At 47.6% G+C, this 12,612-nt stretch carries 15 protein-coding genes; 7 read left to right on the plus strand and 8 right to left on the minus strand.

What is annotated here, in order from left to right:
* The first annotated feature begins 11 nt into the window (after nt 1-11).
* Complete coding sequence (locus KNQ03_RS02460) at nt 12-1,223, plus strand: MFS transporter (RefSeq protein ID WP_214723422.1); 1,212 nt, start codon at nt 12-14, stop codon at nt 1,221-1,223.
* A gap of 16 nt (nt 1,224-1,239) precedes the next feature.
* On the opposite strand, the gene KNQ03_RS02465 is transcribed toward KNQ03_RS02460, so the two are convergent.
* The 3 genes from KNQ03_RS02465 to KNQ03_RS02475 all read right to left on the minus strand — a co-directional run bounded on the left by KNQ03_RS02465 (nt 1,240) and on the right by KNQ03_RS02475 (nt 5,265).
* Nucleotides 1,240-1,785 carry a ribonuclease FAU-1 family protein gene (locus KNQ03_RS02465; RefSeq protein ID WP_214723424.1) on the minus strand — a complete coding sequence of 182 codons (546 nt, stop codon included), beginning with the start codon at nt 1,783-1,785 and terminating at the stop codon, nt 1,240-1,242.
* 105 nt (nt 1,786-1,890) lie between these two features.
* Nucleotides 1,891-3,348 (minus strand): 6-phospho-beta-glucosidase BglA, encoded by a 1,458-nt coding sequence (gene bglA / locus KNQ03_RS02470; protein WP_214723426.1) that lies wholly within the window; start codon nt 3,346-3,348, stop codon nt 1,891-1,893.
* A 24-nt stretch (nt 3,349-3,372) separates the two neighbouring features.
* Nucleotides 3,373-5,265 (minus strand): beta-glucoside-specific PTS transporter subunit IIABC, encoded by a 1,893-nt coding sequence (locus tag KNQ03_RS02475; RefSeq protein ID WP_214723428.1) that lies wholly within the window; start codon nt 5,263-5,265, stop codon nt 3,373-3,375.
* 163 nt (nt 5,266-5,428) lie between these two features.
* On the opposite strand from KNQ03_RS02475, the gene KNQ03_RS02480 reads away from it, so the two are divergent.
* The 4 genes from KNQ03_RS02480 to KNQ03_RS02495 all read left to right on the plus strand — a co-directional run bounded on the left by KNQ03_RS02480 (nt 5,429) and on the right by KNQ03_RS02495 (nt 7,286).
* On the plus strand, nt 5,429-6,139 hold the full coding sequence (locus KNQ03_RS02480) for a GntR family transcriptional regulator (protein ID WP_214723430.1): 711 nt from the start codon (nt 5,429-5,431) through the stop codon (nt 6,137-6,139).
* Nucleotides 6,140-6,151: 12 nt separating this feature from the next.
* Complete coding sequence (locus KNQ03_RS02485) at nt 6,152-6,598, plus strand: hypothetical protein (RefSeq protein WP_214723432.1); 447 nt, start codon at nt 6,152-6,154, stop codon at nt 6,596-6,598.
* Nucleotides 6,599-6,631: 33 nt separating this feature from the next.
* Nucleotides 6,632-6,703, plus strand: coding sequence for a YnfA family protein (locus tag KNQ03_RS17250; RefSeq protein WP_371743246.1), 72 nt, complete (start codon nt 6,632-6,634; stop codon nt 6,701-6,703).
* Nucleotides 6,704-6,845: 142 nt separating this feature from the next.
* On the plus strand, nt 6,846-7,286 hold the full coding sequence (locus tag KNQ03_RS02495; protein ID WP_214723434.1) for a hypothetical protein: 441 nt from the start codon (nt 6,846-6,848) through the stop codon (nt 7,284-7,286).
* Between the two features lie 254 nt (nt 7,287-7,540).
* On the opposite strand, the gene KNQ03_RS02500 is transcribed toward KNQ03_RS02495, so the two are convergent.
* Nucleotides 7,541-7,894 (minus strand): hypothetical protein, encoded by a 354-nt coding sequence (locus tag KNQ03_RS02500; protein ID WP_214723436.1) that lies wholly within the window; start codon nt 7,892-7,894, stop codon nt 7,541-7,543.
* A 329-nt stretch (nt 7,895-8,223) separates the two neighbouring features.
* Between KNQ03_RS02500 and KNQ03_RS02505 the strand changes: the two genes are divergently transcribed.
* The gene (locus KNQ03_RS02505) at nt 8,224-9,609 is read left to right on the plus strand and encodes an MFS transporter (protein ID WP_023468496.1); all 1,386 of its coding nucleotides are present in this window, start codon (nt 8,224-8,226) and stop codon (nt 9,607-9,609) included.
* A 42-nt stretch (nt 9,610-9,651) separates the two neighbouring features.
* Here the strand turns inward: KNQ03_RS02505 and KNQ03_RS02510 are convergent, their stop codons facing one another.
* The 3 genes from KNQ03_RS02510 to KNQ03_RS02520 are packed head-to-tail and all read right to left on the minus strand — an operon-like array spanning nt 9,652 to nt 11,584.
* Complete coding sequence (locus KNQ03_RS02510; protein WP_214723438.1) at nt 9,652-10,284, minus strand: HAD hydrolase-like protein; 633 nt, start codon at nt 10,282-10,284, stop codon at nt 9,652-9,654.
* Nucleotides 10,281-10,775 carry an AAA family ATPase gene (locus KNQ03_RS02515; protein WP_214723440.1) on the minus strand — a complete coding sequence of 165 codons (495 nt, stop codon included), beginning with the start codon at nt 10,773-10,775 and terminating at the stop codon, nt 10,281-10,283. Before KNQ03_RS02515 ends, KNQ03_RS02510 begins: the two co-directional genes overlap by 4 nt.
* Nucleotides 10,772-11,584 carry an MBL fold metallo-hydrolase gene (locus KNQ03_RS02520; RefSeq protein ID WP_214723442.1) on the minus strand — a complete coding sequence of 271 codons (813 nt, stop codon included), beginning with the start codon at nt 11,582-11,584 and terminating at the stop codon, nt 10,772-10,774. The genes KNQ03_RS02515 and KNQ03_RS02520 overlap by 4 nt, the downstream gene beginning before the upstream one ends.
* A gap of 129 nt (nt 11,585-11,713) precedes the next feature.
* Between KNQ03_RS02520 and KNQ03_RS02525 the strand changes: the two genes are divergently transcribed.
* Nucleotides 11,714-12,097: a VOC family protein gene (locus KNQ03_RS02525; protein WP_244290037.1), complete on the plus strand. Its 384-nt coding sequence runs from the start codon at nt 11,714-11,716 to the stop codon at nt 12,095-12,097.
* A 44-nt stretch (nt 12,098-12,141) separates the two neighbouring features.
* On the opposite strand, the gene KNQ03_RS02530 is transcribed toward KNQ03_RS02525, so the two are convergent.
* Nucleotides 12,142-12,570 carry a hypothetical protein gene (locus KNQ03_RS02530; RefSeq protein ID WP_058703992.1) on the minus strand — a complete coding sequence of 143 codons (429 nt, stop codon included), beginning with the start codon at nt 12,568-12,570 and terminating at the stop codon, nt 12,142-12,144.
* Nucleotides 12,571-12,612: the final 42 nt, after the last annotated feature.

Below are 12,612 nucleotides of genomic sequence, written 5' to 3' on the forward strand. Positions count from 1 at the left end.
AGGGTGTTGTCATGTCTTCTAGGGAACGAACGCTCTTAAGTGCGCTCGGTATTTCACAGTTTGGTGACTTCATTTATCTCGTTGCGATCAACGTATATATCTATCGATTGACCGGCTCAGCGTCAGCCGTTGCTGCCCTGTGGATCATCAGTCCAGTCGTATCTCTCGTCATCAAGTCGTTCGCAGGAGGTTGGGTCGACCGATCCGACTTACGTCGACTGTTGATTCAGACTGATGTGTTGCGTGCTTTCTTAATCGGTATCATGCCATTTCTACCATTATCGTTGCTTTACATCGACTTGATCGCCTTAGCCATCATCAAAGCGGTCGTTGAACCGGCAACGTTGACCTACATCACGACGCTTGTTCCACAAAACGATCGGACGTCGTTTAATGCCTATCGTAGTCTGATCACGTCAGGTGCCTTTTTGATTGGTCCGGCTCTCGCTGGAGGACTGCTCTATGTTACTTCTGCTGATGTTGCCATTTGGCTCAACGCTGTCTCGTTTCTCGGATCAGCTGTCCTGCTGATGCGCTTGCCGCGTTTTACCGCTTCGGTCGAACGAGGGATGCGGCTGCAAGACATTATATCCGATTGGCGGCTTGTCTATCAGTTCAGCAAAAGCGCACGCTACGTGACCGGATTATACATCCTCGCGATGCTGATGATGATTGCGACACTTGCACTTGATACGCAAGAAGTCGTCTTTTTACAGCGAAGCATCGGCTTATCGGAAACCGATTATGGTTTACTGATGAGTCTGACTGGGATCGGTTCCGTCGCCGGCAGCTGGGTCGTCGCCCGCTACGCCAAAACACTCTCCGTTCGGATGATGCTGACGATTGGCTATGTGTTCGTCGCCGTCGGTTACATGCTGTATGCGAGTGCGAATTCGTTTTCAATCGTCTGTACTGGTTTCTTGTTGCTCGGTTGTTTCCACGCATTTGCGGGAACCGGTTTCCTGACGTTCCAACAGACGAATATTCCACTCCACTTAATGGGACGCTTTACGAGTCTATACGGTGTCGGTGTCAGTCTGCTACAGATTCTAGCGATCGTCGCAATCGGTCTGCTCGGTGACATCTGGTCGATTCGTTTCAGTACGATTCTATTTGCCGGTCTCCTCGTGATCGTGACGATCTGTTTCCTTGGATGGGTTCTCCTCCCGCGCAAGCAACAGTATTTCGCAACGAACGAGATCAACGAAGAACAACATGCCTAAAAAACAGGGAACCCCGTCAACGCGGTGTTCCCTGTTTGAGTTGCTGTTTCATCACTTCTGCGTGTGCGACGAGCGGAAAAGATCCATCTTGTAATTGTTTCTGCAGTTGTTTGGCTTCCACCCAAGCGAGCGCATATTCCGCTTCTGAGACAATCCCTTGCTCCCGTGCTGCTTCCAGTTCATCCACATCGACTAACAAGACTTGTCCCGATGGCAAGGCGATGAGATCGAGAAACAGATCCTCCCAGTAGACTCGTCCGTCCTCTAATCCGGTACGTAGACAGATATCGATATAGGTTTGTACTAACTGACCCGTGGCGTCATACATCGAGGTCACGGCATGATGGGCATCGATTGGGAATTGTTGTACCCAGACGTAACCAGCGTCAGCGATTCGAACTATTTCGTCACCATAACGGACATCTAACGGTGAAGTGACTTCAATCAGTTGAAGGAGTGTCACATGTCCGTTGAACACCTCGTTTTCTACCTGTTCATGAACATAGTGTCGTTGTGTGATGCGACGCCAGTCACGTCGATCGGCATAGCGTTTTTTGATCATTTACCGGTCCCCCGTTTTTTCCTTAGTGTGCCATACCCCACTTCTTTCTTATTCTAATTCTTTAAAAAAAGGGGCAACGGATTTTTTCCGTTGCCCCTTACTTCATCATTTTGCCGTCTCTGAACCGTATAACGCAGCACCATTCGTCTCGATGACGTGACGGTACCAATCGAACGAGTCTTTTTTCATCCGTTCCATTGATCCGTTGCCTTCGTTATCCCGATCGACATAGATCATGCCGTAGCGTTTTTTCATCTCACCTGTCGTAAAGGAGACGATGTCGATGACGCCCCACGGCGTGTAGCCAATCAATTCGACGCCATCTTCGAGCACGGCTGCTTTGAACGCTTCGATGTGCGCACGCAAGTAATCGATCCGCGCCGTGTCATGAATCTGACCATCCTCGATCGTATCGATTGCACCAAAGCCGTTCTCGACGATGAACAATGGAATCTGGTAACGATCGTATAGACGATTCATCGCATAGCGCAGACCAACCGGATCAATCGCCCAACCCCAATCACTCGACTGGATGTATGGGTTCTCAACGCCGTTTGCGAGACCACCGTTGACGATATTTCCCGTGTTATTGACGATAGCATCATGTTTAACGGTCGTCGACATGTAGTAACTGAATCCGAGATAGTCGACTGTTCCGTTTCGCAAGATTTCTGCGTCACCGTCTAGAATCGGAATATCATACCCTTCCCGTTTGAACTCATTCAACGCGTAAGACGGGTAGTAGCCGCGGACTTGGACGTCTGGGAAGAAATAGCGCTGACGCATCGATGTCTCAGCGAGCAGGATGTCTTCCGGGTGCGATGAGTACGGATAGATCGGTACGTGCGAGACCATTGCTCCGATTTCGAAGTCCGGGTTGATCGCTTTCCCTTTTGCGACGGCAAGTGCACTCGCAAGCAACTCGTGGTGACCCGTTTGATACATGACTTCCATCGCGTTCTCATTCGGGTCAAGGAGGACACCGGAATTCGTCCAGAGGAATAATGGATTGCTGACGTCCATCTTGTTGTTAATCTCATTGAACGTCATCCAGTACTTGACCTTGTCTTTGTAACGCGTGAAACAGACTTCCGCAAATTTTTCGAAGAACAGCGCTACTTTCCGGTTGCGGAAACCGCCATATTCACGTGCGAGGTGGAGTGGCATCTCAAAGTGCGACAGCGTAATGATCGGTTCGATGCCGTATTTCATTAATTCGTCGAAGACGTCATCATAAAACTTCAGTCCTTCTTCGTTCGGTTCCGCTTCGTCTCCGTTTGGGAAAATCCGACTCCAACCGATTGACGTCCGGAGACACTTTAGTCCCATCTCAGCGAACAGCGCGATGTCCTCTTTATAACGGTGATAAAAATCAATCGCCTCGTGATTCGGATAAAATTCATTCTCCTCTACCTGATCCGTGATACGTCGTGCAACGCCGTGTGCTCCTGCCGTCAATACATCAACGACGCTCGGTCCTTTTCCGCCAGCATTCCATCCACCTTCGAATTGATGCGCCGCTAACGCACCGCCCCATAGGAAATCATTTGGTAATGTCTTCATCTTCATGTCCTCCTTCTTTTTCTCTTACTTGATGATCGTCAAGATTTCTGTATTTGCCGTCGTGACTGTCTCGTCCGTCGGTAGGATTTGTGCATAACTCTGCGTGTTCGTGATAATGATTGGCGTGATCGTCTCGAGTCCATGCGTCTCAATCGCTGTCGCATCAAACGTTACGAGTAGATCACCTGTCGTCACGGATTCGCCTTCTTTGACGTGAAGCGTAAACGGTTTACCGTCGAGCGTCACGGTCTCAAGACCGACATGGATCAAGACTTCGACACCACTCGTCGACCGAAGTCCAATCGCGTGACCTGACGGGGCGACCATGACGACGGTCCCGTCAAACGGTGCCGTGACCCGGTTGTTCGTCGGACGAATCGCTACCCCTTGTCCCATCGCACCGGAAGCAAAGACAGGATCCGGTACATCCGATAAGGCAACGATTTTTCCTTCAAGTGGTGCACGAAGCGTCTCTTCGTTTGTCAGCGTAGCGCTGACTTCTTGTTTTGCAACTGGTGTCGCTGTACTTGCAGGTGCTACGACCGGAGCAGCCTGCTCCCCGAAGCCGAACACTTGAATTAAGACGATCGGTAGAATCAAGGCAATCGCCGTTCCGATCAATAAGCCGATGATCGACGATGGATAGTCGGAGTCGATACCGTTGACGAGCGTCAATGGTCCCGGTAATCCGGCGTAGGCAAAGTAATATGGTTTAAAGAAACTCGCCGTGACAGCGCCGATTGCTCCCGAGATACAGCCATAGATGAACGGTTTCTTAAAGCGGAGCGTCACCCCATAGATAGCCGGTTCCGTGATACCGAAAATACCTGTCAGTCCGGCCGAAACCCCGACTTTTTTCGTTTCTTTGTTGCGTGCTTTCAAGATGACTCCGATGACGGCACCGATTTGAGCGATGACGGCAATCGTTTGGTAGGCCTGGAACGAGTCGCGACCATATTGTTCGAAGTTCGCAAGCACCATCGGCGTGACACCCCAGTGGACACCGAAGATGACGATGACTTGCCAGAAGCCACCGATGATGAGACCAGCGACCGCAGGGGCATTCTCTGCTAAATAGTTATACCCGTTTGCGATCCCTTCTGCACCAAGTGTCGTGATCGGTCCGATCAAGAGAATCGTAAGCGGCACCATCAATACCATACTGAAGAATGGAACGAACAACGGACGAATGACTTCATGAATCGTCTTGTTCAGGAATCGCTCGACATAGGACAAAATCCAGACGAGGAATAATGGCGGTAAGACCGATGACGTATACGTTGTACCGGATAAAGCGATTCCTAGGAACGTGATGGATTCACCGGCAGTGATGCGTGCTGCGATATCTGCCCATGTTGGACTGACAAGTGCCGCACTACAGGCGACCGCGATGAAGGCGTTGACCTTAAAATGATTCGCTGCCGTGATGGCAATGAAAATCGGCAAGAACGTAAATGGTGCCCATGAGATGAAGCTGAAGACTTCATAAGTACCTGTCTTCGCAAATGCTGGAAAAGCGAGCGTCGTCAAAATTAAAGTTCCCTGCAGAATCCCCGCTGCAGCTAAGATGTAGACGAACGGTGCAAAGACGGCTGACATCGTCGCAATGATTCGGTTGAGGACCGTCCCTTTCGGCGCCTCTTCCGTTTCTGGTTGCTCCAAATCGACGAGCTTCACAAATTCTTGATGGACTTCCCCGACGTGTTGACCAATGACGACTTGAAACTGCCCGCCAGACTCAACGACCGTAATGACGCCAGGTAGTGCACTGACTGTTTCCTTAGCTGACGAATCCGATCGTTTCAAGACGAGACGAAGTCGAGTTGCACATCGGACGGCGCTGATGACGTTGTCTTCGCCACCGACAGCTTCTAATATCGAATGCGCCAATTGTTGATAATCGCGAACCTTGCCCATATCGTGTACCTCCCCTGAATATGACGCTTGAATACCCTTTCATTTTAATTGTACATGCACAATTAATCAATACATAAATAATTAAATTTAACATGTTATTAATCAAGAGATGGCTTATGCTATACTGAAGAAAAAAAAAGTTCGCAAGAAAAGAAGGTGTCCTATGCTGAAATACCAACAGACGGCCGATGAAATCGAACGGTACATAGAACAACATCAGTTGAAACAAGGAGACAAACTACCGATTCTCGAAGAGTTGATCCGGCAGTTCGCCGTCAGTAAGACGACGATGACAAAATCACTTGAGTTACTCGAACGAAAAGGAATCATTTTTCAAGTCCGCGGAAGCGGGATTTTTGTCCGGAAGACGAATCGCACCGGCTACATTCGTCTGTTCTCGACCCAAGGATTCAAGCAGAATCTCGTCGGTCATACGATTGAGTCGACTGTTCTTGCACTCGAACCAATCGCTGCAACCGATAACATCGCGAAGAATCTCGGGATCGAGGCAGGTGAGACGGTTTATTACGTCAAGCGAATCCGCTACATCGACAGCAAGATCCTCTGTCTCGAAGAGTCTTACTATCGCCAATCGATCGTTCCGTACTTAAATCGTGAAATCGTCGAGCAGTCGATCTTCGAATACTTAGAGACGGCACTCCAATTGAATATTGGGTTCTCAGATATGTATATGCACGTCGGGAAGTTAAGCGCTGAGTCTGCCCGTCATCTGGATCTCACCGCGGGCGATCCTGGATTGACGATCGAGACGGTGTTTCATTTGACGAACGGTCGTCCGTTCGACTATTCCGTCATCACATACCACTATGAACATTCGCATTTCGTCGTCCAGGCAAACGGTTTGCATTTATGAGGGGATGATCGCATGAATGAAGAAATACTGTTTTATTACGCACTTTTCGCAGGCGGTATCCTCTGTATAATCTTGAGTATCTTGTTATATTTCTGGCTCCGCGAGGATACTGGGATCGAATTTTCCACGTTCGGTCGACTCGTTTTCATGTGTTTACTCGGTGTCGGATTTATTTGGTATACGGTTCCGAGTCTGAAATACGTCGTCAATCATGACTATGTGACGACTAAAGGAACCTGTACGGTCGAGTACGATGATCAATCCTCACCGCGGACGATTGACCTTTATTACGATAAAACAGGCGACTATTTCAGTTTCTTTGATCGTGCCGAACTTGGCGCTTATGGACCGGACGTCCCGTATACATGTCACGTGACGACGACAAAAAATCATGAGTTCGAGATTTCTTACCAGATTTATAATTTCAAGACAAACAAGTTATTGTATTCGTCTGAATAACTGATACGTTTAAAAAGGAATACTGTTTAGTTTATGTCATTGCTATTTTTTTCACTGACCGGACTCGCTGAAATCGGCGGTGGCCACTTGATTTGGCTGTGGTAACGAGAGGGACGCCTTGCTTATTTCACACTGCTCGGCGGTGGGATTTGTTTGCTTGGTGTCGCTGTTATCTTATTTGGTCCGAGGAACTAACACTCACAGGAAATTCGGATTGACGAACTTTTCCTTGAAAGGACGTATCCAGATGAATGCCGAGATCATTACATATATTTTCATCTTTTTACTAGGTGTCGCGTTTGTCTTACCGGCCTGTTATGTTCTTGTCCTTCGCTTCGGTAATAAGCAATATGCTTTTTTCAACAAACTTAAGTGGACGGGTGTCCTGTTGCTAGGATTACTCTGTCTCTCGATCACGATACCGAGTTTTACCGAAATGGTGTTTCCGGATTACCGTGTATTAGAAGGTCCGTGTATTCTAGAACCGTCTGAGTCAAAAGGAACATCGATCGACATTACATTAACGGAGACCAACGATACGTTTTCTTTCCGTGACGCACCTGATCTTGATGCTTACGGCAAGAAGGTTTCGTATTATTGCCAGGTGACGACGACACAAAATCAGGCGTTCGAAATCAATTACCAGGTCTTCAACAAAGATACGCAAACGTTGCTCTATCCGAATTGACGACACAAACGGGACTGATTCAAAAATCAGATTCTATAAAGAAAAGGGTGGCAGAATTGGAATCTGACACCCTTTTCGCGTTAAAAAAAGAAACACTCTTTTCACGCGACTCCTACAGAGAAAAGCGCATTTTTGCGCTTTCAGAGACAATCAAGACCCGGGGTTCTGCCTGAACGAGGCAGAAACACTGGCTTGAGTCTCGCCTGAGGAAAGGGCGTGAAAGAATGAGTGTTTCTTTTTTGAGTCAGCCCCGTTTACTGTTCGATACCCGCTCGCACAGCCGCTTCAAGGAACAGTTCATCATCAAAAGTCGTCAGCTCAATCATCCGGCCGTCTTTTTCGTACCAGGCAGCTAGTCCTTCTCGGTCAACCAATTTCCAGCCGGCTTGCCGGATCCGCGTTTCGTATAATACGCCGGGACCTTCGATTTCCGATACGAGATGCGTCTTGACTAATAAACACTCCGGCTTTTCCTCGACCGTCCCTGTTCGCGGAATAGGAAAACCGTTTACGTTTGATGTTTCAAACAGATAATACCAAGCCATTCCACTGACGATTGCTATACCTAATAAACCTGCTAGCCATTTTCCCATGCGTCGAGTCTTCATCACAATCTACCCCTTTAAATACGTATATGTATCCTATTTATTTTACCAATCATTTCCTTACTCCAACCTCCTGCTTAAGACGGATTGTTAAGCGCAAAACAAAATGAAAATGAATGAGAAGCATGTCATTTTTGCGAAAATAAATGAAAAAAATTAATATATTTTCATTTATTTTGACGACAAGACTTCTTCCTTAGAGTCGCAACGGTTTGATAACTCCCGACACAGAGCCATTTTCAGTCATTTTCAAGTGGTTAAGCGTCTTAGCAACTTGACTTCATTTCCTGCTATGGTACGATACGAACTTATTAAGGGAGTGAACAGAACTTATGAAATTCAGAAAAGAAAAAGTCAATGTCGTTGACATGCAGCAAACCAAAAAGAGTGTCTACGCGACCGGAATTGGGAATGCGATGGAATGGTTCGATTTTGGTCTTTATTCCTATCTCGCAATCATCATCAGTCAAAACTTCTTTAGCGCTGTTGAAAATGATGAACTGAAGCTCGTCTTTACGTTTGCGACCTTTGCGATCGCTTTTTTAATGCGACCAATCGGCGGAATCGTCTTTGGACGCATCGGAGATCGACTCGGGCGGAAGGTCGTCTTAACAACGACAATCGTCATGATGGCTGGTTCCACGCTCATCATTGGACTATTACCGACCTACGATCAAATCGGAATTTGGGCACCGATCCTGTTATTGTTAGCCCGGATCTTACAAGGATTCTCGACTGGCGGTGAATATGCCGGCGCAATGGTCTACATCGCTGAGTCATCACCAGATAATAAACGAAGTGCTCTCGGAAGTGGACTTGAAATCGGTACACTCGGTGGATATATTCTCGCCTCATTACTGGCTACAACACTTTTCGTCACCTTATCGGATGATCAAATGGCATCTTGGGGATGGCGGATTCCCTTCATTCTTGGGGCACCACTCGGTTTATTTGGTCTCTATTTACGTCGTCACTTGGATGAATCACCGATCTTCGAAAATGAGATTAATGAAAACACAGAAGAGCCTGCGACATTCCGCGAAATTCTTCGCGACCACAAACGTGATATCATCGTTTGTTTCATCGCTGTTGCCTTCTTCAATATTACGAACTACATGCTCTTGTCCTACATGCCATCGTACCTCGATGAAGTCATCGGCATGTCAAGTTCGACAAGTACGATTCTAATTACTGGTGTCATGGTGATCATGATTCCGCTCGCTTACTTCTTCGGGAAGCTCAGTGATAAAAAAGGCAATCGTAATATCGTCCTTTTCGCGTTAGCCGGACTATCGTTGCTTTCAATCCTGTCGTTCTTCTTGATTGGTCTTAAACCACTCTTGTTCGTCGGGATCGGAATCTTCATCCTTGGCTTCTTCTTGGCGATCTTTGAAGGAACGATGCCAAGTCTTCTACCGAGTATCTTCTATACGGATGTCCGTTACCGGACGCTATCCGTGACGTTTAACGTCTCTGTCTCGATCTTCGGTGGAACGACGCCACTCGTTTCGACATGGCTCGTTCATACGACACAAAACCCGCTCGCTCCTGCTTTCTATCTAACAGCAGTCAGCGTCATCGGCTTCGTCACGTTCTTCTTCTTCTTTAAGAATACAGCTGGTAAGGCACTGAAAGGGTCGCATCCGACTGTATCGAGTGAAAAAGAAGTCGCGTCGATCGCGAAGAAACCAGACGATGCTCTCTGGTGGGCAGAATAATCGCTATAAGTAAGAGCCGTCTTCCGCAGAAGACGGCTCTTTTTAGTAGACAGCACTCAACTCTTTTACAACGCGGTCCGCGACTGCGAGTTCCTGCTCTTGTGCAAAATCGAATTGACAACCGATCGCAGCGAGCCCGTTCGCATGCGCCGCTTTGAAATCAGATAAGCGGTCACCGACAACGTAGCCTGACGAGATATCGTGCATCTTACAAATCTCCCGTACGAGTGCTGATTTATCACCGGAACGAATGTCTTCAATGCTATAGACATGATCGATATACGCTTCAAGTCCATACGTCGTCACGATTGCTGACAAGTAGGATGGCCACCCATTACTGGCGATATAGACGGAGTGACCCGCTTGTTTCAAACGAGCGAGCAACTCGACCGTTCCTGGATATAAGCGACCGTGCCCCGCCTTGACTGCCTGCTCTATGCTACGTCGAAACTTTTGATCCGCAGCCTGTTGGTCTGTGGCTGAAAAGTCCGGTAGTAACGTCTGCCAGACTTCCGGTAACGAGACGCCCATGATCTGCTGATAGAGGGCGACTGGCGTCTCTCCCTCCCAGCGTCCCGTTTGACGCAACTCTTGAAAGACCTCTTCTAGCGCATGCGACAGCACGGCATTCGTTTGAAACAACGTTCCATCCATGTCAAAAATGTAGTGTGTCATTCGCTCTCCCCTTTTTGCTCTTGATTTATCATTTGAATCACGGATTCTATCGATCTATCCTCAGCAATTAGACGATCTGTCGGGCGGTGATCCCGATCAATCCACCAGCGTTTCATATCCGTCACAGAAAACTCCGTGGGCTGGCGCATTTCATGGCGACGGACCGTTTCTTCGAAGGAGACGTCAAAATAATACGCCGCGTATCGTGAAGTAAAGCGTCGTTCCAACCGGTCAATCATCTCACCGTACCAGTCCTGTGCGAGAATTCCTTCCAGCAGAATCATCGCGTGGCGTCCGTCAGCAAGTCCGATCAACTCTTCGATCCAGCGAATCGCCGGATTTCCTGGTCCATCTTTTACGTTCAACATCTCCCTGCGGATGACATCTTGCGAGAATAAGATGCTATCCGGTAAGACCAATCGTAACGCTTTTGCAAGCGTCGTTTTTCCACTACCAGAATTCCCGCGAATGACGATCAAGCGCGACTTCATGTCGTGAACCAGTCCCCGTTCAAGGCAGCAATGTACCGCTCTGCAGAGCGTGCTACTGCTTCAGACGCGCCGGTTTCGATTTTCCGATGAAAGGCGTCATATAATTTTTCAAAGTGAAGCGGACGTAACGTTTCTGCCATTCGCGCGACCGTCTTTGCCGGAAGCGGAATCACATTCGGATAGCTGTACATAAAACTGACCCATGCCCGATCGGCAACGATCCGAATGATGTCCCCTGTCAACAATATCCCCGCCGATGCGTCTTTTCGTTCACAGATGACTGCTCCTTTGAAGTGACCACCGACGCGATGTAACATCACATCTTCCGCCAATTCCAAGCGTTCACCACTCCAGAAGACGATGCGTTCGCTTGGTCGCGTCACGAACGATGCATCATCTTCATGAATATAGATCGGCACGTCAAAAGTCTCCGCCCATTCGACTTGTGTCGCGTAATAATGCGGATGTGATAAAGCAATCGCCTGAATTCCGCCTAATTTCTCAAGTTGCTCTTTCGTTGTTGAATCAAGATATGTAATGCAGTCCCATAACAGGTTGAACGATTTTCCTTGGACAAGATACGCCGTCTGACCGATACCGAACGCCGGTGTCGTCTGAATCGCATAGACGCCTGCTCCGTCGTCACTAATGACGTTTTGATATGTTCCTGACGTTTGCATGGCAGCGAGCGTCGTCCACGTTTGACCAGTTGGATTGACATACTGTCGTTCCTCTAAGCAAATCGGACACGTTTCACGTTGCGGATTAATTTGTTCGACACCACACGTCGTACAGATGATGGTTTCCATATTATCATTCCTTTCCCATTCGTAAATGATTTTCCTGATATATCATACCATATTCCATTTATAGGGATTGAAGGAATTAAGAGGTGGTTATCGAAAGGAACATGTATGAAAACAAAGGAGGAGATGCTCATGTCAATTTCGACCCACCTTATTGCGCCCCGCTTGAACGCTGTCTTTTTGCATGTTCAGGATGTGAAATGTGCCGCCGCTTGGTATCATCAGTTACTACAGCTCCCGTTTGATGCATCGCGCGTCTCGTCACCTGTTTATAATCTCCCACTCGAAGGTCCAACGAGTTTGACGCTTGATGATCATTCGAATGACGCAACGTACCAACATCATCCCTCCCCTCATGCCTTATTTAATTTTTATACGACGGACATCGATGCCTCCTATCAGTTCGTCTTATCACTACAAGCACCCATCATTCGTGACATCGAACGTTTCGATAATTTTGCTTACTTTACGTTTGCAGATCCCGACGGCAACGTCTTGATGCTCTGTACAGGGTAAGACAAAAGCAGGCCGAACCACTGATGTGGCTCGACCTGCTTTGTTTAATAAGACGTTCGATCATCATTTATGACGCTTTGAAAACGTTCTGTGAACCGATTGATCGCCTCTTCAGTATCAAGAATGCCAGAAAACCAGATCTTTTTGTCTTCCGAAAATATAAGATGCAATGACCCTTCTATTGTAGACTCCACATTAAGTGTAGCAATCGTATCTGACTTCAATAATGTCTTTTGTGATAGAGTGACCAGTTCATTTGTCAACGTTTCGCGTGTATCTTCTGACGTTTTTTCATGAAGAAGATCAACTGTTTTATGAAGCAATACGGCTTTTGAGACACGCGATAAATTCAACTCACGAATTTCAAAAATGTAGGCGTCCTCATATTCATGATGACGCTGGACGATGAATCGTGGAGAATGCACTAAGTGTTGAATGAAGTGAACGAACATTTCGATGGTCATTTCGGACATACCGAAACCCTCCCTTTTACGTGGATCAATGGACGAATGCCT

The organism is Exiguobacterium sp. s143 (genome assembly GCF_018618895.1).
Taxonomy (GTDB): Bacteria; Bacillota; Bacilli; order Exiguobacteriales; family Exiguobacteriaceae; genus Exiguobacterium_A; species Exiguobacterium_A abrahamii.